Annotated in this window: 18 protein-coding genes; 15 read left to right on the forward strand and 3 right to left on the reverse strand. The window is 59.9% G+C overall.

Translation table 11 applies throughout. From position 1 onward, the window contains the following. Positions 1-5 precede the first annotated feature (5 nt). A complete protein-coding gene (locus C2E25_RS05450; protein ID WP_103114770.1) occupies positions 6-1,181 on the reverse strand; it encodes a class I SAM-dependent rRNA methyltransferase in 1,176 nt (391 codons plus the stop codon). Beyond that, a complete protein-coding gene (locus C2E25_RS05455; RefSeq protein ID WP_085009362.1) occupies positions 1,178-1,471 on the reverse strand; it encodes an ArsR/SmtB family transcription factor in 294 nt (97 codons plus the stop codon). Before C2E25_RS05455 ends, C2E25_RS05450 begins: the two co-directional genes overlap by 4 nt. Positions 1,472-1,807: 336 nt before the next feature. On the opposite strand from C2E25_RS05455, the gene C2E25_RS05460 reads away from it, so the two are divergent. The 14 genes from C2E25_RS05460 to C2E25_RS05525 all read left to right on the forward strand — a co-directional run bounded on the left by C2E25_RS05460 (position 1,808) and on the right by C2E25_RS05525 (position 19,644). Continuing rightward, positions 1,808-2,746, forward strand: coding sequence for a calcium/sodium antiporter (locus C2E25_RS05460; RefSeq protein WP_146032899.1), 939 nt, complete (start codon positions 1,808-1,810; stop codon positions 2,744-2,746). A 3-nt stretch (positions 2,747-2,749) separates the two neighbouring features. Then, positions 2,750-3,604 carry a DUF3108 domain-containing protein gene (locus C2E25_RS05465; RefSeq protein WP_103114772.1) on the forward strand — a complete coding sequence of 285 codons (855 nt, stop codon included), beginning with the start codon at positions 2,750-2,752 and terminating at the stop codon, positions 3,602-3,604. Next, entirely contained in the window at positions 3,594-5,261 is a 1,668-nt protein-coding gene (locus C2E25_RS05470) for a putative manganese-dependent inorganic diphosphatase (RefSeq protein WP_103114773.1), read from the forward strand. The genes C2E25_RS05465 and C2E25_RS05470 overlap by 11 nt, the downstream gene beginning before the upstream one ends. A 346-nt stretch (positions 5,262-5,607) precedes the next feature. Continuing rightward, positions 5,608-7,470: a cytochrome c3 family protein gene (locus C2E25_RS05475; RefSeq protein ID WP_103114774.1), complete on the forward strand. Its 1,863-nt coding sequence runs from the start codon at positions 5,608-5,610 to the stop codon at positions 7,468-7,470. Positions 7,471-7,707: 237 nt separating this feature from the next. Continuing rightward, entirely contained in the window at positions 7,708-9,105 is a 1,398-nt protein-coding gene (locus tag C2E25_RS05480) for a sensor histidine kinase (RefSeq protein WP_103114775.1), read from the forward strand. A gap of 99 nt (positions 9,106-9,204) precedes the next feature. After that, positions 9,205-9,858: a response regulator gene (locus tag C2E25_RS05485; protein WP_103114776.1), complete on the forward strand. Its 654-nt coding sequence runs from the start codon at positions 9,205-9,207 to the stop codon at positions 9,856-9,858. Positions 9,859-10,124: 266 nt separating this feature from the next. Further along, entirely contained in the window at positions 10,125-10,994 is an 870-nt protein-coding gene (locus tag C2E25_RS05490; RefSeq protein WP_103114777.1) for a hypothetical protein, read from the forward strand. Continuing rightward, positions 10,987-12,201, forward strand: coding sequence for a hypothetical protein (locus C2E25_RS05495; RefSeq protein ID WP_146032901.1), 1,215 nt, complete (start codon positions 10,987-10,989; stop codon positions 12,199-12,201). Before C2E25_RS05490 ends, C2E25_RS05495 begins: the two co-directional genes overlap by 8 nt. A gap of 195 nt (positions 12,202-12,396) precedes the next feature. Further along, the gene (locus C2E25_RS05500; protein ID WP_146032902.1) at positions 12,397-13,899 is read left to right on the forward strand and encodes a hypothetical protein; all 1,503 of its coding nucleotides are present in this window, start codon (positions 12,397-12,399) and stop codon (positions 13,897-13,899) included. Then, positions 13,896-16,292 (forward strand): SUMF1/EgtB/PvdO family nonheme iron enzyme, encoded by a 2,397-nt coding sequence (locus tag C2E25_RS05505; RefSeq protein ID WP_103114780.1) that lies wholly within the window; start codon positions 13,896-13,898, stop codon positions 16,290-16,292. Before C2E25_RS05500 ends, C2E25_RS05505 begins: the two co-directional genes overlap by 4 nt. Next, positions 16,289-16,540, forward strand: coding sequence for a hypothetical protein (locus C2E25_RS05510; RefSeq protein ID WP_103114781.1), 252 nt, complete (start codon positions 16,289-16,291; stop codon positions 16,538-16,540). Before C2E25_RS05505 ends, C2E25_RS05510 begins: the two co-directional genes overlap by 4 nt. A gap of 177 nt (positions 16,541-16,717) precedes the next feature. After that, positions 16,718-17,530: a MotA/TolQ/ExbB proton channel family protein gene (locus C2E25_RS05515; protein ID WP_103114782.1), complete on the forward strand. Its 813-nt coding sequence runs from the start codon at positions 16,718-16,720 to the stop codon at positions 17,528-17,530. 24 nt (positions 17,531-17,554) lie between these two features. After that, on the forward strand, positions 17,555-18,652 hold the full coding sequence (locus C2E25_RS05520; protein ID WP_103114783.1) for a VWA domain-containing protein: 1,098 nt from the start codon (positions 17,555-17,557) through the stop codon (positions 18,650-18,652). After that, positions 18,649-19,644, forward strand: coding sequence for a hypothetical protein (locus C2E25_RS05525; protein WP_103114784.1), 996 nt, complete (start codon positions 18,649-18,651; stop codon positions 19,642-19,644). Before C2E25_RS05520 ends, C2E25_RS05525 begins: the two co-directional genes overlap by 4 nt. Positions 19,645-19,649: 5 nt before the next feature. Here C2E25_RS05525 and C2E25_RS05530 read toward each other — a convergent pair whose 3' ends face one another. Continuing rightward, on the reverse strand, positions 19,650-21,776 hold the full coding sequence (locus tag C2E25_RS05530) for a thioredoxin domain-containing protein (RefSeq protein WP_158247140.1): 2,127 nt from the start codon (positions 21,774-21,776) through the stop codon (positions 19,650-19,652). Between the two features lie 766 nt (positions 21,777-22,542). On the opposite strand from C2E25_RS05530, the gene C2E25_RS05535 reads away from it, so the two are divergent. Then, a complete protein-coding gene (locus C2E25_RS05535) occupies positions 22,543-23,508 on the forward strand; it encodes a helix-turn-helix domain-containing protein (protein ID WP_158247141.1) in 966 nt (321 codons plus the stop codon). Positions 23,509-23,512: the final 4 nt, after the last annotated feature.

A 23,512-nucleotide genomic window follows, 5' to 3' on the forward strand; every position in this document is an offset into this window, starting at 1 on the left:
CCATTCTAAAGGACCTGCAGGACCGCGCACTTGAGGTACTCGGTTTCCGGGCAGGAGAGCAGTACCGGGTGGTCGTAGGCCTGGCCGCGCATTTCCAGCAGGCGTACCGTCCGTCCCGCCTGGGTGGCCGCTTTGCGCAGGGTGTCGAGAAAGATATCCCGTTTCAGGTGGTACGAACAGCTGCAGGTGAAGAGGTAGCCGCCCGGCTCGATCAGTTCCAGCGAACGGCGGTTGATGGTCAGATAGCCGCGAATCGCTTCCGGCAGGCGTTTTTTGCTTTTGACGAAGGCCGGCGGGTCGAGGACGATGGTGCCGAAGCGGCGGCCTTCGCGTCCCATCTCACGCAGCAGCTCAAAGACATCGGCCCGTTCAAAACGGCAGACATTATCCTGATAGTTGAGCCGCGCGTTGGCTTCCGACAGAGCGATGGCCCCCGCTGAAATGTCGATGCCGAGGACTTCACGGGCACCGAAGCGGGCGGCATGAACCGACCAGCCGCCCGAGTAACAGAACAGGTCGAGTACCCGGCGGCCTTCAACCCGGCTTCTCAGAGCCTGATGATTTTCTTTCTGGTCGAAGAAATGACCGGTTTTCTGACCTTCCATCAGGTCGATCTTGAAGCGCAGGCCGTGCTCATTGATGATCAACTCCTGCGGCAACTCCCCGTGCAGCAGTTCGACCATGCGATCCAGTCCCTCCAGCTCTCGTACCGTGACATCGTTGCGGGCGACGATGGCTCGGGGAGAGAAAATATCAAGCAGGGCCTCCAGGATCAGGCTTTTGCGCCGCTCCATGCCCAGGGTCAGCAGCTGGATTGCCAGCACATCCCCGTAACGGTCAACAACCAGGCCGGGCAGACCGTCTCCCTCTCCATGCACCAGGCGCAGGGCCGGAAGATCGCCGTAGATCTTCTGCCGGTAATCGGTTGCGGCCAGAAGCTTGCGACGGAAAAAATCGGTTTCATCGATCGATTCGCGTTGGCGGGTGACCAGGCGGGCGGCGATCAGCGGTCGCGGGTTGTAGTAGGCGACACCGATGAATTCACCACGCGCTGACAGGACCTCGACGGCCTCTCCGGGTTCCGGAGCCCCCTCAAACCGGGCAATTTCGTTGCTGAAAATCCAGGGGTGGCCGCTGCGGGCGCGACGATCATGACCCCGGTGCAGGATCAGGGTTTTCATGCACAGGCCATCGGCTCGAACAGTGCATCGACAATCTGTCGGGCTTCGTCGGAAACGACATGATAGTAAACTTCGACCCCCTCGCGGCGCCCCTGGATGATTCCCTTGTTCTTGAGCAGCGCAAGATGCTGTGAGACTGTGGCCTGCGGCAGTTCAAGACATTCCCATATCTTCTTCACGTTGCAGGTTTCGGTTGCCAGTCCGGCAACGATTTTCAACCTGACCGGATGGCCGAGAACCTTGAGTATCTCTGCCTGGCGATCGTAACTGAGTCCCTTGTCAAACGGCATCTTGTTCATCATCTGCGCACCCACCTTGATAAATGGACCTTCATCTCTTTCCCCGACCCGTGGGATCAGGGGGGGGGTGCCGGGCGCGATCCGGCCAGATTCAGGTCGAATGAAAAACGACATATATGAATATTATTACTTGGGGCGGTGCCGCGTCAACCCGAATTCTCAGTGGAGTCGCGATGATTCCGGCCGGAGGAAAGAACCGATGTTGCGGATGGAAAATAAGCTCTCGACTTGGGTGCCTGCAGACAGTAAACTTGCGCCATTTCCGGGATTGGCTGCCCGGAGTACACGGTCTCATGACCGTCGCTATTGACCAAGGACAGGTTTTTCATGCTGCTCGCTTCACTGCTGTTTCTGGCCGGACTGCTGCTGCTTTACTTCGGTGCCGATTTTCTGGTTAACGGCAGTTCCAGGCTGGCTCTCTCCTACGGGATACGTCCGCTCATCATCGGCATGACGGTGGTTGCCTTTGCCACCAGCATGCCGGAGATGCTGGTCTCGCTGGTCGCCGCCATGCGAGGTTCGGCCGATCTGGCGGTCGGCAACATCGTCGGCTCCAATGTCGCCAATATCGGCCTGATTCTCGGTGCGGCCGCACTGCTCTGTCCGATGACCGTCGCTCCCAGCGTCCTCAAGCGGGAACTGCCGTTTATGATCGGCTCTTCGCTGCTGTTGTATGCCTTCTGTTTTGACGGCCTGATCTCCGCCGGCAACGGTCTGGTGCTGTTGGTTCTGCTGTTCTGTTTTCTCGGCTATTGCCTGCGTAGTGCCCGCAGCGGCCAGGTGGACCGGGTGGATACGGATCGGGTGCGCGAGGAACGGGCGCATCGGGGACGCGACTTGCTGCTGATTGTCGCCGGTATCATCGGGCTCGGTATCGGTGCCGAGATGATGGTTCGTTCGGCAATGACCATTGCCCGCCATTTAGGTATTTCGGAACTGGTCATCGGTATCAGTGTGGTCGCCCTGGGAACCAGCCTGCCGGAGCTGGCCGCCTCGCTGATGAGTGCCTGGAAGGGCGAGATGGAACTGTCGATCGGCAATGTCATCGGCAGCAATATTTTCAATATCCTCTTTGTTCTCGGCCTCTGTCCGCTGTTCAGTCCGCTGGCGGTTCAGCCCGCGCTGCTGTGGGTTGAATTGCCGGTGATGATCGCTTTCAGCTGTGGATTGCTGCTGATCTGCCTGAGGCGCCGGCTCAACCGACTGCACGGTCTGCTGCTGCTGGTCTGTTATGCTCTCTTCATCGGGATGGTTTTCTGGAGGTAGGGCATGTCGCGAATCCTGTTGTTGCTGGGTGTCTTCCTGGTCATGGCCGTGCCGGTTCGGTCGGCCGATGTCATGACGACGCAAACCGGGGCCGCATCACCGTCGCCGGTCGTTGCCGCTGACCCGGATCCTCTCGACCGGATGCTGGGAGAACGCCAGTCATTCGATATCGCCTTTCTCTGGTTCGATCGCCTGGCCAGTGGAGAACTCAGTCTCGTCACCACCGAAGAACCGGGACGTTACCGCGCCGTACTCGAAGCGAAGACACTCGGTCTGGCGGCCTGGCTGACCAGGGATCGACTGCAGCGTTATGAGTCCCAGCTGCGTCGTGGTGAGGACGGTCGGCTGTTGACCATCAGTCATTCGTCGACGATCTTCAAAGGGAAGGGCAAGAAGCGTCGCGGCCGTACCAAAACCTATACTTTCAACTACGTTGATCGCCTGGTGGAGGTCAGCGTTGAGCGCAATGGCGAGATCAGCAGCGGGGAGTCGCTGCCGATGGCTGAAGGTGAGCAGCCTCAGGATATCCTGGCCGCGTTTTACAACTTCCGCGCCGGTTATTACGGACCTCTACGGCCGGGGCGCAATGTGAGAATCCCGACGTTCACCCGCAAGGGCCCCTCCGAAATTCTCATCGATGTGTTGACCCGAAGTGAATGGCCGAAAAAGTTGAAGATTCCCGAGGGGGATGTTCTCTGCCGGGTGACTCTTGATCCCGAGGTTTTCAAGACCGGCGGCGGCAAGGTCTACGTCTGGTTCAATGCTGACCGGATCCCCGATGGCGGCGTGGTGGAAAAGGTACTCGGCATGGGAGATGTCAGGGGAACCCGGGTCAAAGGATCAAACAATGCCCAATGAACGTATTTACGTTATCGGTCATCGTAATCCGGATACCGATTCGATCTGCAGTGCCATGGCTTATGCGCGGCTGCGGCAGCGTCAGGGGATGGCCGGTGTTGAACCGGCCCGGGCCGGTCATCTGAACCGGCAGACCGAGTTTATCCTCGAACAGCTGTCACTGCCGTTGCCGCGACTGTTGAACGATGTCTATCCGCGGGTGGCGGACGTGATCGGCGATCATGTTGTCACCATCGGCGCCGACGCTCCTCTGTCACGGGCGATGGAGCTGTTCCACCTGCATGGCATCCGTCAATTGCCGGTCGTCGACGGGGGCGGGGCGCCGCTCGGGATGCTGGTGCTGAAACGGGTCACCGACTGTTTCCTGGTGCCGCGCCGCGAGGCTGATATCCGAAGGGTGTTGACCTCTCCCGCGGTACTGAAAGCCTGCCTGCAGGCCCGGGATCTGACCTCTTTTGACCCATCCCGGGTGGAAGAACTGAATCTCTACGTCGGTGCCATGGCGACCGACACCCTGCATCAGAAAATCCATGGCCGCGATCCGCGCAAGATGATTCTGGTCACCGGTGACCGGGAGAGTGTGCAGCGGGAGGCGGTCGAGGTCGGGGTGCGGGTCCTGGTGGTCACCGGCGGCTGTCCGGTTCCCGAGGAGATTGTCGAGCGGGCCCGGCAGCGGCAGGTGACGGTGCTGTCGACCGGATTCGACACCGCGACCGGCACCTGGCTGAGCCGACTGGCGACGCCGGTCGGAGAACTTGTTGACGGCCAATTTCTCAGTGTCGAACTGGGGGACAAGGTCGAGGATCTGCGTCTCAAACTGGTGCACAGTGATCAGCCCGGCGCCCTGGTTCTCGATGGTGACGGCCGGGTCCGTGGTATCGCCACCAAGAGCAACCTGCTGGCCCCTTCTCCGCTGAAACTGATCCTGGTCGACCACAACGAGCTGTCCCAGGCGGTTCCCGGGGCCGATAAGGTTGAGATTCTTGAGGTGATCGATCATCATCGGCTGGGCAACTTCCATACCGATCAGCCGATCCGTTTTGTCAACCAGCCTCTCGGCAGTACCTGTACCGTTGTCGCCACTCTCTACCGCCAGGCCGGGATCGATCCGGAACCGGCTTTTGCCGGGTTGATGCTGGCCGGGTTGCTGACCGATACGGTGATCTTCAAGTCGCCGACCACCACCGACCTCGACCGGGAACTGGCCGACTGGCTCGGTTCGCTGGCGGGGTTCGATCCGGCCGAGTTCGGGCAACGGATTTTTCAGGCCGGCAGTTCCCTGGCCGGTTTCTCCAGCCGCCGGGAACTGGTGTTGTCCGATTTCAAGGAATTTTCTGCGGGCGAGCGGCGCTTCGGTATCGGCCAGGTCGAAGTGGTCAATTTCGCCGAGTTTTACGACCTCAAGGATGAGATCGAGCAAGCCCTTGCTGAAATTCGCCGGCAACGCAACCTCGGAACCATCGGCCTGCTGGTCAGTGATATTGTCCGCGGCACCAGCCTGTTGCTGGCTCTCGGGGATCCGCAATTACCCTACGTCATCGGCTATCCCCGCCTTGAAGAGAATCTCTACGAACTGAAAAACGTCCTCTCCCGCAAGAAACAGCTGGTCCCGCATCTGTTGAAGGTTCTCCAGGACCAGCCGGGCCGCGCCTCCTAATTCTTACCGGATTCGTCCTGATGTGAAAAAAAGTCCACAAAAACAGAACAAAAATATTTTTAATTTATCTAGATCAATAGTTTGCCCCTGTTAAGATTAGGCTCACAATTGTGTCATCCTGCCTGAAGACCGCAGGTCCGTCGGCAAGATTACGCAAACACCTAACCGTATGACAGGAGGCGTTATGACAAGACAAAGAAGGATGTGGAGGTCCTGGGCTTATGTCGCTCTGGCGGCGACGAGTGTATTTCTGCTTTTCGGGTGCAGTAGCAGTGACAATGCACCGGCCATTCAGCCAACAGTGAAGGTGACCGACACGGCCGGTAATCCTGTGGAGGGGGCGACGGTGTTTGCGATCCCCGCGGCTGACGTGACTGAAATTGCAGCCCAGCCGATTACGCTTCAAGCGGACGGCAACTACGATGCCGCTTCGATGAATGTCGATGAACCGCTTGAGGACCTGGTCAACGGCAACTTCACCCCCACCGGCGGTGGTGTTGCCAACTATGTGACCGCCGTGACCGATGCCAACGGCAAGGCGGTTTTGACCGGCCTGCCGGTTGCAGCATCGGATGAGTTTTTCATCTACGTGGCTCCCGCTGCGACCGACAGCGGCCATCTGCCCGGCGGCAGCCTCTGCCGCAACGCTGTCACCGGTGCGTCTCTGAACAACAAGGTGACCGCCGTTGAGCTTTCGACGACACCCTCGGCCACGGCCACCAATATCGGTTCCAGTGCCTGTCTGGTGTGTCATGGCACCAAGAGTGGCGTCAAGCAGACCGCGCACAAGCACGGCATCATGAATATCGGCTCCCCGAGTGGTCTGCAGGATCTTACCGAATTCGACGCCGATAACGGCATCTACAATTACATGGCCGGCGTTGGCATGTTCACCGCCGGTGATGCCACCAGCGGCGGCACGACTGTCTGGTTCTATGATTATGATGCCACTCGCGGGTTCGACAAGTTCCAGACCCAGATGACTGATCCGGGAACTGGTCACACTGTCTACGCGACCGTGCGCCTGTACAAGGATACCACCAGCGGCAAGTACATGATGCAGATCACCAATATCAAGAATGCCACCGATCCGAACAGCCCGATGGATATCGAGGCTGTTCTGACCTATGGCGGCGGTGTCTACAAACAGCGCTACCTGACCAAGAGCGCCAGTGGCGCCAGCCTGCACATGATGCCTCTGCAGTACCAGGCTACCGGTGATGACACCTCGGGCGACCGGACCCGCAAGCAGTATCGCGACTACCACATGGACCGTTGGTATGACGTTAATACCGACACCCTCACCACCCCGGCGGCCGCCAAGAGCTTCGACATCAACTGTGCCGCCTGCCATTACAATGATTACCAGGTGACCCAGAATGCCGGCGGTGAATTCACCGCGACGGCGGTTGCGGACCCGAACGGTACCGTCAATCCGCTGACCGGGACCCAGCAGGAGATGAACGTCGGTTGCGAAACCTGTCATGGCCCGGGTTCCGAGCATCAGGCCGCCGGCGGCAACGGGGTCGCCATTGTCAACCCGAACGATCTCTCCGTTTCGCGGGTGACGATGATCTGCGGTCGTTGCCACAGTCGTCCGGAAGGCAATAGCAGTTTCGCTGGTGTCAATACCGACCAGCCCCTCGACACCAATGACGAGATGCTGCATCCCGGTGGCAGCAGGGCCGACTACCTGGCCAACAACACCTTCCGGGATGATGCCAACTCCGGCTCGATGTGGGGCGACGGTCTGCATTCCAAGTCGCATCACCAGCAGTACACCGACTTCATCAAGACGGTGAAATACCGCAATGGCAGCGCCCTCAAAACCTGCGTCGACTGCCATGACATCCATGCTCCGGGGACTGACCGGCATCAGTTGAGCGGCACCTCCGACAACACCCTGTGTGCCAGCTGCCATCCGACCCAGGGCGCGGACATCGTTGCCCACATGACGGCCAAGACAGGGACTTCGGTGATGCCATCGAATACCATGTGTACCCAGTGCCATTTCACCAAGAACGCCAAGTCCGGCGCCGGTGATCCCGTCGGTAAGGTCGGGGCTTCCGGAACCACCTATCGCCACAACGATATCAGTTCGCATCTGCTGGATGTGCCGACCAAGGCGGATACCTCCCCGAGCAATCCGATGCCGGTTCCCTATACCAACACCTGTGGCAGTTGCCACAGCTTGAGTGCCCCGCTGTAATGCGCATTCATGACGGAGTTCGAAACCGTCGATGAAAATCCGTGTAGCGTCCCCGGGATTCCGGGGACGCTATTTTTCAATTTTACAGGATGAAACGTCCGTGTCTCCCGTGAAAGAATTGCGGACATGCCTGAACAGGCGTGACATCAGCAGCAGTCGTTGTTATAAGAATTTGCAACAGAACAGTTACAAGTTAAGAATACGTTTTAATGCTGTCCAGACAGGAGCGTCCGGCTCATGAATGCCGAGGCTGGTTATTTTATTCTCTACCTGTTTTATGGACTGGTCTTTTTCATGATCGGTGCCAGCATCACGTCGAGAAATCTGCGCGCCAGTGACCTCAAGGTGGCCGAATTCTTCTGGGTCTTCGCCCTGTTTGCCTACCTGCACGGCCTGAATGAATGGTTCGTGCTGTTCATAAGGGAAAATCCTGATTTCATTCAGGGCCCCATGTCCGCCTACCTGCTGTCCGGACGCATTCTGCTGCTGGGCGGCTCTTTCGGACTGCTGTTCTGGTTCGGTCTGGAACTGCTGCTGTGGAACTCCCGCAGCAGGAAGCTTTGGATGCTCATCGTTTTTCTGGTGGCCCTGGTCGGTATCGGACCCATCGTGATCGGGTATTTCCAGCGCGGCTACGCTCATTTTGACCTCTACCTGCGCAACTTCATCGGTTTTCCCGGTGCCGTTCTTTCCGGGGTCGGTCTGATTAAATACAGTTCTTCGGTTGAATCCCTGAGCCGTCGGGGGGCAAAGAACCTGACCTACGCCGGTTACGCGATTCTGCTCTATGGCTTCTTTACCGGAATCTTCCCCACCGGGTGGAATCTTGGCGGGGTTCCGATAGAATTTTTTCGTGCCTGCTCGGCATTGCTGATTTTCTTCGGTATCACCCGTGCTCTGCAGATTTTCGATGTTGAACGAAGAGCCAAGATTCAGGCCCAGTTGAAGCGCTTCACCCAGAGCGAAAAACTGGTGGCATTGGGGAAGCTCTCCGCCGGCATCGCCCACGAGATCAACAATCCGCTGGCCAAGGTTCTGTTGAATGTCGAGATGCTGGAGAAAGACCTGAACCGGGAGGGCCGGTTCGATACGACCCGTCAAACCAGGATCGACGCGATCAAGCGTAACCTTGAAAGGGCGGCGAAAATTGCCGGTGAACTGCTGTTCTTTTCCCACAACCGGGAAACGGAATTTGTCGCCTTTTCCTTGAATGAAGTGGTCCATAAGACCTTTCAACTGATCGGCAGCCGTCAGGATCTGTACGATTTTGAATTTGAACCGGGTGAGATCCCGAAAATTCAGGGAGTCCCCTGGAAAATAGAAGAGGTTCTGCTGAACCTGCTGATGAATGCCATGGAGGCTTCTGAACCCGGTGGCGGGATAAAGGTAAGAACCTGGGTTGAGCAGGGCATGGTCGTCTGCACGGTTGAAGATCAGGGTTCAGGTATCAGTGAAAAAGATCTCAATTTCGTTATGGATCCCTTTTTCACCACCAAGGAGATCGGCAAGGGAACCGGACTCGGTCTCGCCATCTGTTTCGGCATCATGGAACTGCATGGCGGTGAAGTTCTCATCAGCAGCAGGGAAGGCGAGGGGACGACGGTTCGTCTGCAGTTCCCCTGCGAAGAAGAATGATGGCGTCGTCCAAACTCACCTGCAGCTACGTTGCTGCTGATACTTTTTGCTTAACCAACCACTCTTTTGCTTTCTTGCGAAAGCAGGATAATTGACGCCATGCACAGTATCCTTATCGTCGATGATGACCGGGAATTGCGCGAAAATCTCAGCGAGGTTCTTAACGATGAGGGATTCGCCGTAACCGCCGCGACGGACGGCGGCGCGGCAGTTGAGCTTGTAAAGACCAGGGATTTTGACCTGGTCCTGCTGGATATGGTCATGCCCGGCCTCAGCGGTCTGGAAACGCTGCTTTTGATCCAACAACAGAAGCCGCATATCCAGGTGGTGATGATTACGGCGTTTTCCACGGTGGAAAACGCCGTTCACGCGATGCGTCGCGGCGCCGCCGACTACCTGACCAAACCGTTTCGGACCACGGTGCTGGTGTCGACGATCAAGAGAGTTCTGGAAGAAGCCAGGTTCAAGGCCTGCAAGACGATTCTCGACACCGACAGCACCTTCAACGCCCTGGCCAATCCCCTGCGCCGGAAGATCCTGATGCTGCTGGGAGAAAAAGGCGGCCACCGCCGGTTCATGGATCTGACCAGGGAGTTGGGCATCGACGATCATACCAAGGTCAATTTCCACCTGAAGGTTCTCAAGGAAAATGGCCTGATCGATCAGGACGGACAGAAATATTATTGCCTCAGCGCCGAGGGCGAAAAGGTGAATCAGTGCCTGAATGTCATCATTGAGCATCTGACAGGCTGATGAAAAACGCCCATCTGCGGCGTTGTCCTTCCTCCGCGTCAACGACGTACCTTCCGGTACGCCTTATTCCGCGGGTGTGCGGACGCCTTGCATCTGGACATTTTTGCTCAGCCTGGGGAACGTGACTTTTTTAATGCCCTGCCAGTTTTTTCGCGGATCAGCGATTTCCACCGAAACCTTTTCAGTCCGGTAACTTGCACTCATTTTTTCCTCATTTCATCGTCGCTTCGGGTATACTGTGACCTGAATGGGAGAGTGGAGCGGAGATGAAACGGAATGCTGTCATCCTGAGCAGGGCCCGGTTGCTATTCTGCGGTTTCGCCCTGTTGCTGTTGCCTGTCCCCTGGTTCCTGGCTGTCGGCCAGGCTGCCGCGGAGGACCGGGTCGCGTCGATCATGAGCAGTATCCTGGCCCTTGACAGTGCCCGGAAAACGGTTGTTGAGGAGCTTGCCTCATTGCCCGCCGCCAGTCCTGAACGGATCGATTCTCTTGATTTTATCGCCTACCTGAACACCCGAATCGGCAGCTACTGTAAACAGCTTTACCAGGCTGGAGCTCTGGTGGAACTTGAACGTCTGCCGTGCCCGGCCGCGGCTCGTTACGGAGGACGACCTGCCGGAGCGGACCCGCCCTCCGCTTCAGCTCCGGCGTTGACCCGTGCCGAGCGCACCGCGCGACTGGATGAAAAACTGCTTGATGCGTTGGGAGAGTTCGATGAAATGCTGACGAAGGAAGAGGCGAAAATCGCCTCCCGAACGCCGAAACGGAGGGAGAGCGGTGGGGCCGGAGGCCGTCGGCCCGCTGCCGATTCGACCGGTCAGCAAGCCGCCGGAGAGAGACAGGCGACAGCTTCCGTGAGTGAACGGCAGGAGGGTGCCGGTGGGACCGATTCCACTTCCGCCGGCGGGGGGCGGACGGCAACGGCCACCGAAGACGCATCCGCCGAGTCTCAGGGCCCCGTTGTGAGTCCCGGTAAACCCGGTTTCGGGGGGGGGAGAAAACTGCCCCCACCGGAGGATGACGACATCGTCGCCCGCCAGCTGCGCGAAGCGGCGCAGAAGGAGCCTGACCCGGAATTGCAGCGGAAACTCTGGGAAGAGTACTGGAAATACAAAGGCGGGGTGAAAAGTGACTAGCCCCCGGCTTTCCATCGGGCTGATCCTGGGGATTGCCTTGTTGCTGGGGGGGTGTGCGTCCGGAATGGGGAATGTGCCGGATCGGGCCCGGCCGATGATGGCGGCCGCCGAACTGGCCGACAGCGAACTGCTTGACGTGACGATCTCGGTGTTCGATTCCGCCGAGCTGAGTGAAAAGGAGAAAACCAGGCTCGGCCTGTCCGAGGAGATCCGTCGGGCGGAAGAGCGGTTCATGCCGGTCCATCTCAAGTACACCATGCAGCGCAGCGGTTATTGGGGTGCGGTCAGGGTTGTCCCCGGTGAGGGAAACGCCGATGTCCGAGTGGAGGGAACGATCCGTTACTCCGACGGTGAGCATCTGGCTCTCAGGATTCGGGCCACGGATGCCCGCGGTGTGCCGTGGTTTGAAAAGACCTATTCGGAAAATGTCAGACCGGCGGATTATGCCGGTATTGTTCCGGAAAAGAAGGATGCTTTCCAGGATACCTACACGACCATCGCCAATGATCTGGTGGTTTACCGCAATCATCTGACAGCTGAAGAATTGCAGAATATCCGCCGGATTGCCGAACTTCGTTTTGCCGCCGAAATGGCGCCCGATGCTTTTTCCGGCGATCTCGCGCAGGACGCGGCCGGGCGTTACCGTGTACGTCGCCTGCCGGCCGCGGACGACCCCATGTTGCGTCGGATTCGGGCTGTTCGGGGGCGTGATGCCATGCTGGTCGATACCATCAACGACTATTATGATGCCTATTACCGGGACCTCTGGCAGCCCTATGCCGATTGGCGCGTGGAACACGGCAAGGAGGTTGCGGCCATGCGCGAGGTGGAAAAGGAGGCCCTGACCCGAAAACTGCTCGGCATTGCCGCCATCGCCGGTGGGGTGCTGCTCAGCACCAGGGACAACAGCCTGGGGAATTCATCGCTGCCGGATGTCATGATCATGGGGGGCGCGGCCGCTGTTTACAGCGGTTTTCAACGGAGTAAGGATACGATTATTCACCGCGACGCCATCGCGGAATTAAGTACTTCTTTTTCCGCCGAGGCGGAACCGCTGGTGGTGGAGGTGGAAGGTGAAACCGTTCGGTTGACCGGTTCCGCGGAAGAGCAGTACGCCCAATGGCGCTCGCTGTTGCGGACGATCTATGGATCGGAAACCGGCCTGCCGGTGACCAATGAAGCTGACAGGAAAAAAAACGCTCCCTGAATCAGTGAGTTCCTGTTGGTTGGAGAGTGCAAGCGCTTGGCCTGAATGAGATTTCCAAAAATCTGAAGCGCACCCATAGGTTCGCTGGTGATTTTGGGGAAGCTCAGGCAGGTCAATGACTTGTGCTATCCGCCGGCAAGGGACTCACTGATTCAGGCGCTTGTCAAGCAACGGAGAAAGCTGTCCGGAATGGTGATGGAGAATTCGAACCCTGACAGAGAGCGGACGCGCCCGACACCGCCCGTCGAACCTGCTCCGCCCGCGGGCGCGGAGCAGGGTGGGGGGCGTTCCGCCGGGCCGGGGGGGCGACTGGTCCTGGGGCTGGGTGTGGTGCTGCTGCTCGGCGTTCTGCTGGTTCTGTTCTGGCCGCGGCTGCAAGAACCGCCAGAACCACCAGAACCGCCAGTGTCTGGTCCTGTTTCCGGGCCGCCGGTTGTAATGCCCGCAACATCGGCGGTTCAGGAAGATGCCGTAGAAAAGGATCCTGAGACGGAGCGGCTGCTGCAGTCGTGGCTGACAAAACAGGCGGCCGCCGAAGCGGAAAATGTCTCCTCCTGGGGCGGGGAAACCTATCGCGCGGCGGTCGCAGCGGCCGTCGAATGTGAGCGTCTGGCCGGCAGCCGGCAGTGGGCGGGCGCCCGGAATCAATGCCGCGCGGCGATATCCCGGCTGGATGCCCTGCTGAATGATAAACCACAGCTTCTGGCGGCAGCTCTCGAACGCGGAACGCGGGCCCTGGAGGGAGGGGATGCTGAAACAGCCGACATCGCCTTCCGCCGGGCGCTGACCCTCGATCCGGAGAATGCCGCGGCCCGGGACGGGCTGCAGCGGGCACGACAGTTGCCCGAAGTGTTGGAGCTGACCGCTGCCGCCCGGAGACAGGAGGCCGCCGGCAGCCTGCGGGAGGCCAGGGATGCGTACACTGCGGCATTGACCCTTGATGCCCGCTTTGTTCCGGCCCGGGAAGGATTGTCGCGGGTCGAGGCAGCCCTGGTTGAAGAGCAGTTCCGGCAGCTTATGAGCCGGGCTCTCAAGGCCCTGGCCGAAGACCGTTTTGCCGCCGCCGGCAAGGCCTTGGCGCGGGCTGAGAGGCTGAAACCGCATGACGCGACCGTCACTGACCTTCGTCGGCAGCTGACGCAGGCGCGGTTGGGGGCGCGGTTGCAGCAGTTGCGGCGGGAGGCGGCCGCCCATGAAAAGAAGGAAGAATGGGAAGCAGCCCTGAAAACCTGCGACCAGGCTCTGCAACTCGACCCGGCCGCCGCCTTTGCCACCGCGTGCCGAGAGAGGACCGGAAGGCGGGCCGAACTGGACCGGCAGCTGGTACAGACATTGGCTGTCCCGGATCGTCTGTTTGAAGAAGGCTCCCTGGCGGCGGCCCGGCGACTGCTGGACAGGGCATCCCGAATCACGCCTGCCGGGCCTCGCCTGGAAACACAGCTGGCCGGGCTGAAAAAACTGATCCACGAGGCCGAAGCCGAGGTCGAGGTGCTCTTCACCTCCGACGGGAAGACCGAGGTCGTCATCTATCATGTCGGTCGTCTCGGGCGGTTCCAACGGCAGCGGTTGGTGCTGCGGACCGGCGATTACACGGTGGTCGGCAGTCGTGACGGTTATCGCGATGTCCGCCGGGTGCTGAAGGTGCGACCCGGTTCCGGCCCGATACATTTTACCTTGCGCTGCGAGGAACCGATTTGAGCCGTCTGATCGAAATTCATGCCCCGAACCAGGAACCGAAACTGGCGGAGACCGAACTGCCGCTGGTTGTCGGTACCGGCCCGGATGCCGATATCCGCTTGCCGGGCGACACCGGTGTCCTCGCTCAGGTGGGAGAGTCCGACGGCCATCTTTACCTGCAGCCGGTCGAAACCGCGGGGGGGCTCTTTCATAATGATGAGCCGCTGCGTGCTTCGGTATGGCTGAAATCAGGAGATATCAGCCGTTGCGGAGAGTCGTTGATTCATTGGCGGATCTCAGGGCAACGACTGCAGGTTGTGATTTCGAGAATCGACGCGTCCGCAACGGATCCTCCCGTGGTTTCACCGCCGCTGTCAGTCGGGGCGGGAACGAACGTCGAAATTCCACTCCCGCCGCCGTCACCGGTCCGGCGCTCACCGCGACGACTGCGGGCGGTTCTGGCCGGCCTGTTCGGGGTGTTGCTGGCCGTCGCCCTGTTCGTTCTGGCCGCGGTGCCGTTTCAGGTCGAGGTGACCCCGGCGCCGGAGTCCCTGGATATCTCCGGGTTCCCGCCGGTGGTCCGGTTTGGCGTCGGCTATCTCGGGATCCCCGGCAGCTATCGGTTGCATGCTGAAAAGCAGGGTTATCGGCCGCTGGATGAATCGATAGAGATCCGCCGTGACCGTCGTTACCGGTTCGCCCTGGAACGTCTGCCGGGGGTGGTGAGGATTGTCAGCCATCCCCCCGGAGTGACGGTGCGGGTTGATGGAACCCTGGTCGGGACGACGCCTCTGGCGGGGATAGAGATTCCGCCGGGTGAGCACCTGCTGCGTTTCGAGCATCCCCGTTACCGATCGCGTGAGGAGAAGCTGCTGGTCGCCGGTGGCGGCGAGCGGCAGGGCCTGCGCGTTGATCTGCAACCGGCCTGGGCCAGGGTCCACCTCAGGACCGAGCCCTCCGGGGCGATGGTGCGTGTTGACGGTCGGCCACGGGGTCGGACGCCGCTGGAACTGGAATTGATCGAGGGACAGCGGAAATTGGAGTTCGCCGAGGAGCAGTTCATCCCCCTTGAAGCCACGCTCGTTGTTGAAGCCGGGCGGGATCTCGCTCCCCCCGTTTATCGACTGCAGCCCGCCCCCGCAAGTGTGTCCCTGAACTCGGTGCCGAACGGCGTGACGGTCGCGGTTGACGGTCGGTTTGCCGGTCGGACACCGCTGACCCTGTCCCTGGAAAGCGGGCGGAAACACGCACTGCGGTTGACAGCCGCCGGCTATCGGACCCGCGTCGTCAGAATGCAGTTCGAAGCGGCGGAGAAACGGGTTCTGGATATTCGGCTTGAACCGGAATACGGCGTCGTCTTCATCAACGCCGATCCGCCGGATGCCGAACTCTTCATCGACGGACGAAAACAGCAGCGCTCGGTCGGTCGTTTCCGCCTGACCACCCGGTCGCACAAACTGGAACTGCGGGCCGCCGGTTACCGGAATCTCACCCGCGAGGTGACCCCAAACTCCGCCTACAGCCAGCGGGTCGATCTCACGCTCAGCAGAAAAGGGCCATCCGCCGGAACCGCGGGCGCGTCCCTGTCGTCCCGGATCAAAACCGCCCTTGGACAGGAGCTGATTCTGGTTCGCCCCGCTCCCTTTCAGATGGGTGCGTCCCGTCGCGAAGCCGGCCGTCGCGCCAACGAACGACAACACCAGGTGACGCTCAAACGTCCCTTCTATATCGCCGTACGGGAAGTCACCAACCAGGAGTTCCGCCGGTTCATGGCTGCTCATAACTCGGGGATGTTCCGCGGCCGCTCCCTGGATGGTGATGACCATCCGGTGGTCAATCTCAGCTGGGAGGATGCCGCCCGTTTTCTCAACTGGCTCAGCAAAAAGGACGGGCTGCCGCCGTATTACCGGGAAGAAAACGGCAGGCTGGGTGCAGCGCAGCCCCGGGGGGGCGGCTACCGGCTGCCCAGTGAGGCGGAATGGGCCTACGCGGCGAGGATGGCCGGTCGGCGGCAACCGGCCCGCTACCCCTGGAGCGGACGTTACCCGCCGACCACGCCTGCCGGGAATTTTGCCGATGCGTCAGCCCGGTCGCTGCTGCCGGTGGTCTTGGAACACTATCGTGACAATTTCCCCCTGACCGCGCCGGTCGGCAGTTTTCCGGCCAATCCGGCAGGACTCCGGGACCTTGGCGGTAATGTCGCTGAGTGGTGCCACGACTATTATGCTGTCCAACCGACCGCGCCCTCCGGGGGGGATGTCGACCCGCTGGGTCCTGAGGCGGGAGCCCACCACGTGGTCCGGGGGTCGAGTTGGCGTGATGCCGGCATTACCGAGCTGCGTTTCAGTTATCGTCGCTACAGTCGTAAGCCGGAAGATGATATCGGTTTCCGTTTCGTGAGGTATGCCCGATGAAATTCGTTATCACTCTATTGTTGCTGCTGTGCCTGATGACCGCTTCCTTCGTGCTGGCCGGAGAGAGCGGGTCGAAACCCGGGACCCGGACCGGAACCGGGAGCGAAAAACCATTGCCGCGGCCGGGAAACGGGCAGCAACTGGAAACGAAGCAGCGACAGAAGGAGGTTCCCTCCTGGCCGCGGCCCTATAAACCGAGCGAGGAGATACGAGTGGACAGCGTGGTGCCTTTCCCTGTGGATATCTAGGCCGAGCAAAAACGCCCATCTGCCGCGTTCTCCTTCCCCCGCGTCAACGACGTACCTTCCGGTACGCCTTATTCCGCGGGGATGCGGACGCCTTGCATCTGGACATTTTTTCTCAGCCCGGGAATCTGACGTTTCTACGCCCTGCTGAAGACAGCTTTTATTGACAAGGATGACAACATGAGCGCTGGCAAAAATTTCCCCGCCGAGATGGTCTACCAGGTTTTCAGCCTGCTGATCGTCTTCATCCTGGTGCATGGCTTTTACGTCGCCCTTATCCGGCCGCAGGCCGAGGCCTTTCTGACCGCGCAGCAGCAGCGGCTGGCGCGTCAGCCGGATGCGGTACAGGAGCAAAGTTTCTACGTGGTGCTGCGCGACTATGAGCAGGAAGCCTGCCTGGTGCTGTTCTTCTGGGCGGCGGCGATCCTGGCCTACAAGGGGGTGGCGATCAGACGCCAGCGGATCCAGCTGGAGGAGGATCTGCTGCAGCTGCCGGTGGATATGCCGATCGGTCCGGAAGATACCCGGGGACTGATCCTGCGGCTGCAGTCCCTGTCGGAAGAGAACCGCCGCCTGCTGCTGCCGGCGACCCTGCTGACGGCGATTCGGCGGTTCGCCGCCACCGGCAATATCCAGGACACCGCGACCGCGGTACGGGACAGCTGCGAAGCCCATGACGACCGACTCGATTCGGAACTGTCGATCATCCGCTATGTCGCCTGGGCCATCCCCTCGGTCGGTTTCATCGGTACGGTCCGCGGTATCGGCGCCGCCCTCGGCCAGGCGCATCGCGCGGTTGAAGGAGATATCAGCGGGGTAACCCGGAACCTTGGCGTGGCTTTTAATTCAACCTTCGTCGCCCTGGTGCTGAGCATTATCCTGATGTTCTTCATCCACCAGCTGCAGCTGCGGCAGGAACGATTGACCCTCGATACCGAATCCTGGTGTCAGCAGAATCTGGTCAACCGGTTGCGCACCCGGCCGACACCCTGAATCGGCGCCGGTCGGAGATTTTTCGTGGCCCGTAAAGAACGCAATTCCTCCCAGTTCAATCTCGCTTTCCTCGATGTCATGTGCTGTGGTTTCGGGGCGGTGGTGCTGCTGGTGATGCTGCTCAACGGCAAGATGCTGACCCATCGCAAGGAGATTGTCGCCGACCTGCGGAGCGAGGCGACTCGTCTTGACCGCGAGGTCAAGGCCGGGCAGCGGTACCTGGTCGAGTTGCGCAACAGCCTGGAGCAGTCAGACCAGGAGATTGTCCGCACGGAAGGTGCGTCGCGGCGGGTGCTCGAACAGATCGAACGGACCCGCAGTGAACTGGCCGAACTGAAACGGAAAAGCCGTGCCGAGCGTCGACATGTCAAGGCCCTGCAGGCGGACCTGTTGAAACTGGATCAGCAGCAGCGTCGGCTTGCCGCGCAGCAGCAGCGGGAAGCGGATCGCGGTCGGCAGGCGCGCAGCTTCATCGGCCAGGGTGACCGGCAATATCTTACCGGTCTGCGACTGGGTGGCAAGCGGGTGCTGCTGCTGGTTGACGTCTCCGCCAGCATGCTCGACGAGACCATTCTCAATGTTATCGTCCGCCGCAATCTCGATGCCGACGGTCGGCGCAGAGCCCCCAAGTGGCGACGAACGGTGAAGACCGTTGAATGGTTGACGGCCAACCTGCCGGTGGACAGCAGCCTGCAGATCCTGCTCTTCAATACCGAGGTCAAGCCCGTTGTCGAGGAACTGAAAGGAACCTGGGTGGCGGTCTCCGACCGGTCGAACGTCGATCGGCTGCTGGCCTCTCTGCGGCAGGTCGTTCCCGCCGACGGGACCAGTCTCTACCGGGCCTTTGCCGCGGCGGCCCGATTGCAGCCGCGGCCCGACAATATCCTGCTGTTGACCGACGGTCTGCCGACCCAGGGCAACAGCAGGCCCCGGAGGAGCAGGGTCTCCGGTGAGGAGCGGCTGCGGCTGTTCAAACAGGCGGTTCGAAAACTGCCCGCGGAGGTGCCGGTCAACACCATTCTTTTTCCCATGGAAGGAGATCCGCTGGCCGCGATCTCCTTCTGGCAGCTGGGATTGACGACCGGCGGCTCCTTTCTGACTCCGACCAGGGACTGGCCATGAGAAAACATCGACGCCAGCTGGAAATTTTCAATCTCTCTTTCCTGGATGTGATCTCCTGCGGCTTCGGGGCAATCATCCTGCTGCTGGTCATCGCCCGCATCTTCGAACCCCAGGTGATCGAGCAGACCAGTACCGAGCTGTCCGGCCAGGTGATCGCATTGAAAAACCGCCTGGAAGAAATCCGCGGCGAAACCCGGATTCTCAACCGTGAACTGACTGCTCGTCAGGAACAATTGTCGGACATGAAGAATAAGCTGGCGCGCCTGCAGGGTGAATTGAACGATATCGAAGGTCGCTATCGACGTGCCGATACCGACAGCGAGGCGCAGAGCCTGGTTGCGGGCAAACTGGAGAGCGCCCGGCAGAAGCTTGACGAGGACATGCAGCGGCTCACCGCCGGCTACCGACGGCCTGCCGAGAATGCTGTGATCGGCGGGATTCCGGTCGACAGTGAGTACATTATTTTCATTATCGATACCTCGGGCAGTATGCAGCAGTTCGCCTGGCCGCTGGTGCGCAGGAAGATGAAGGAGGTTCTCGACATCTATCCCCATGTCAAGGGTATCCAGGTCCTCAACGATATGGGAGATTACATGTTTTCCCAGTATGCCGGGCGCTGGATACCTGATTCGAAGGCGCGTCGCCGGGCGATACTCAATCGTCTGGCGAGCTGGACGCCGTTCTCCAACTCCAGTCCGGTGGAGGGGGTGGTGCGGGCGATTCAGCGTTTTTACGCGCCGGACAAGCGTATCAGTCTCTATGTATTCGGCGATGATTTTGCCGCTGGGGACATGCAGGCGGTGATCGAGGAGGTGCGACGTCGGAACGCCGTGGCCGGTCGCGGCAGCCGGGTCAGAATTCATACTGTCGGCTTCCCGGTGCAGCTGATTGAGCCCCGTGCCGGTCGCGGGGCCGCCCGTTTTGCCGCCCTGATGCGGCGTCTGGCGGAAGAGAATAACGGCAGTTTTGTCGGTCTTGGGGGACTGCGGTGACCTGTTTATTCAGCCAGGTCTCCGATCCCCCGCAGCCTTTCCTGCAAGACCAGGCTGTCGGTGATCGGCGGCAGGCAGGCCGTTCGGGTACAGAGGTAGGCCGTGGTCTGCCCGTTGCGGGCTGGACGGTCCCTCAGCAGCGGCAGGTCGAGATGCCGCAGACGGGGATTTTCCACGAGCAGAAGCAGGTCGGCGGGGCCATGCCGACGAGCGACAGGGATCCAGTCTGCAGTTTTCTTTCCCTTGCCGGGGACGATGACCAGGGTCGGTCCGGGATCGAGGTGGCTGTCGAGCGCGGCAAGCAGCCAGGCGTAGGCGCGCGGGTAGCGTTCCACCTGGCCGAGATGGTTTGTCAGCAGGGTTTCTCCGGCCCGGATGAAATGTTTCAAACCGGTCAGACGCCCCAGTTGCAGCAGCAGGTCCGTCGCCACTGAAATGCCCGAGGGCAGGGCGCCGTCCTGCAGGTTGCGCCCCCGGATCAGAACCGTCTCGGCATCCCGTCCGGTATCATACAGGCCTCCCCGGCCATCACCGAACAAATCCAGCATCTGCTCCGTCAGCCTGCGGGATTCTTCCAGCCAGCGTGGGTTAAAATCGGCCAGGAAAAGTTCCAGCAGGCCGAACCCGAGCCCGGCGTAGTCTTCGAGAAAACCGGGAATGGCCGCCTCATTATGACAATAACGACGCAGCAGACGGCCATCCTGTCGCCGTAGCCGGGCAAGGATGAAATCGGCCGCCCGAACGGCAGCCTGCAGCAGTTCCTGCCGGTCGAAAAGGCTCCCGGTCCGGGCCAGGGCGCCCAGAGCCAGCCCGTTCCAGCCGGTCAGCAGTTTCTCGTCGCGATGGGGGCGGGGCCGCCGGTTTCTTGCCGCCAACAGTGTTTCCCGAATGCGGTCCAGATTCGCGTCGAGAACCGTTTCGGCGTCTCGCCTGTCGGTGTTCGACTGCTGCAGCTCGGCACGGAAGGTGAGAATTGTCCGTCCCTCGAAGTTGCCGGCCGGCGTCACGCCGAAGGCGCGTCGGGCCAGTTCCGCATCCACTTCGGGGAACAGCCGCTGAATCTCTTCATCATCCCACAGGTAGAACGTCCCCTCGGCGCCTTCCGAGTCGGCATCCTCTCCGGCGTAGAAGCCGCCTTCGGGATGCTGCAGGTTGCGCAACAGGTAGGAGCCTGTTTCACAGGCCATGGCGGAATAAAGAGGTTCGCCGGTGTCCTGCGCGGCCCGGGTCGTTGCCAGCATCAGCAGCGCCTGGTCGTAGAGCATCTTTTCGAAATGCGGGACGAGCCACCGGCTGTCGACCGAGTAGCGATGCAGACCGAAACCGAGCTGATCGTAAATACCGCCGCGGCGGATCGCGGTCAGGGTGTTGAGGGCCATCTGCCGCGCCTCTCCGGAAGGGTCGCGCCGGGCCAGTCGCAGCAGCAGCTCAAGATTGTGAGGGGCGGGGAACTTGGGGGCGGAGCCGAATCCGGCGAAACGCTGATCGTAATCCCGGCGGTACTGCTCCAGGGCTTTCTGCAGCAGGTGTTCTTTCGGGGAGCCCGGGCTGACCTGGCTGGTTTCGACATGCCGCAGGGCCGCGACCATCTGGGTCGCGCTCTGCAACAGTTTGTCGCGATCCGTGCCCCACATGTCACTGACTTTGTCGAGCAGATCGAGCAGTCCCGGCTGGTTGCCCCTGGTTGTCGGTGGCAGGTAGGTCGCGGCGTAAAAAGGTTGCCGGTCCGGAGTCAGCAGCAGAGTCAGCGGCCAGCCGCCACCGCCGGTCATCAGTTGGCAGACCGCCATGTAGGCGGCGTCAATGTCGGGACGTTCTTCCCGGTCAACCTTGACGGCGATGAAATGGGCATTGATAACCGCGGCTATCCGGTCCGAGGCGAAGGATTCGTGGGCCATGACGTGGCACCAGTGACAGGTGGAATAACCGATTGACAACAGCACCGGCCGGTCGAGTTGTCGGGCTTGTTCAAAGGCCGCGTCACCCCAGGGGTACCAGTCGACAGGGTTGTCAGCGTGCTGCAGCAGGTAAGGACTTTGTTCGAAAATCAGGCGGTTGAAATTCGGGCCGCCGTTCTCCGGCAGGGTTGTGCGGTCCAGGGCGAACAACTGCTTGAGGTCAGTTGGAGTCATGACTGCCATTGTAGCAGCAGTCAGGGGGGTGTGTCCGGAGGCGGGGATAAAAAAAGCCCCGTGAAGGAGGGGTATCACGGGGCAAATGTCCTTCGGCTTGGGGCCGAAGGTCCGATTGACGCCTACATTAACTGAAACTTGGGGTGGATGCAACCTGTTTTGTTGTCTGAATGCGGTTCGCTGAATCAAATATGATGCTTTCGCGAGAGCGCAAAAGAGAGGTTGGCTGAGCATCGGGATGGGATGGGGTGGACAAAAAAAGACCCCGTGCACGGAGGGGGGGTGTACACGGGGTCATGCCGATGAACACCGAAATGCTCACAGGCAGGACTATAGTAAGGACTCTCCGAAAAAGATTCAAGCAAAAAATTTGCTTATCGTGGAAAAAATGTGGTTCTGTAAACGGCTGAAAATTAAGGAAAATTTCATGTAGACTGACCAAGGGAGTGTGTCTCGTGGAAAACCATGAACCGACAGAATTGTCGGACCGTGTTCCCTGCGGATACAGTGGCGTCCGGTTTGAACGAGAGGGCGGGGAAGGATTTCGCTGATCCTTTTCGATCTTCGGCAACTCTGCGGGAAGATGCCCGGAATTTAAGTTTCGGAAACCGCATTTTTTGTTTCATGTCGATAAAAATTCCATTAATAACAGTAGGATATGATTGTTCATGTCGGGTTTGCCAAGGATCTTGTGTCGGGTGACATTTTCGATTTACTTCCCGGGAGAGGGTCTGTTAGACTCGGCGCACTACAGGAGGTCCTTGCTTTGGAACAGCATCTGCCCCCCACTGTCCTGATCGACGGCGCAGCGATCCGTCGTATCCGGGAAAGTAAAAAACTGACCCAGCTTTATGTGGCCAAGGTTGTCGGGGTGACCACTGACACCATAAGCCGCTGGGAAAACAACCGTTATCCGTCGATCAAGCGGGATAACGTCCTGCGCCTGGCCGACGCCCTGGAGGTTGAGGTCGCGGACCTGTTGCGGACGGAAGAGGATCCGGCCGACCAGGTTGCCGAGGAAGCATTCATCTCACGTTTCAGGTTGTTGCCGTTGTTGCTGCTCTGCGTACTGCTGCTTGGAGTCCTGGTTTTTTATTTCCAGCGCAAACCCGAATCCGTCGTGGTGTTGGCAGAACGCGTGTTGCCCCGCTATGCGGCGCCGGGCAATGTCATCCCGGTCTGGATCAAGATCGAACCGGCCCTGCGGCGCAAGGGTTACATTCTGCGTGAACACTTCCCGCGCGGATGGAAATTGATCGAGGCGAACCCGCCGGCCTCAAGTCTGGAGAATGTCGAAGGAATCGCCCGCTGGATCGTCAAACCGGGTGAGGATAAGGAAAAAATCGTCTATCTCCTTAAAGTTGATCGTTCCAGTACCCTCGGTGAAAGCCAGCCGTTTCAGGGGGAGGTTGTTATCAAGGGGGGAACCCAGGAAGCCCCGGCCCAGGTCGGTGGTCACCTGGAGATGACGATCGCCGGTTATTTATGGCCTGATGCCAACGGGGATCATGTCATTGATGATGGTGAAATGCTTGCCGCTTCAGACGTCTATGATGAGATGAGCGGTGTGCATCTCGACTGGAATTTCCTGGAAAAAGTCTGGGATGCCGGTCGTTACAGCTGGAACCGGAAAAGGAATCGCTTCGTGCCGGTCAAGAGCAAAGCGCCCGGACCACATCCCTCAGGGTCCGTTGCCGCCGACGGAACCGCTACTGCCAACCAGGCTGACTGAATCC

Source organism: Geothermobacter hydrogeniphilus (assembly GCF_002898515.1).
Lineage (GTDB): Bacteria > Desulfobacterota > Desulfuromonadia > Desulfuromonadales > Geothermobacteraceae > Geothermobacter_A.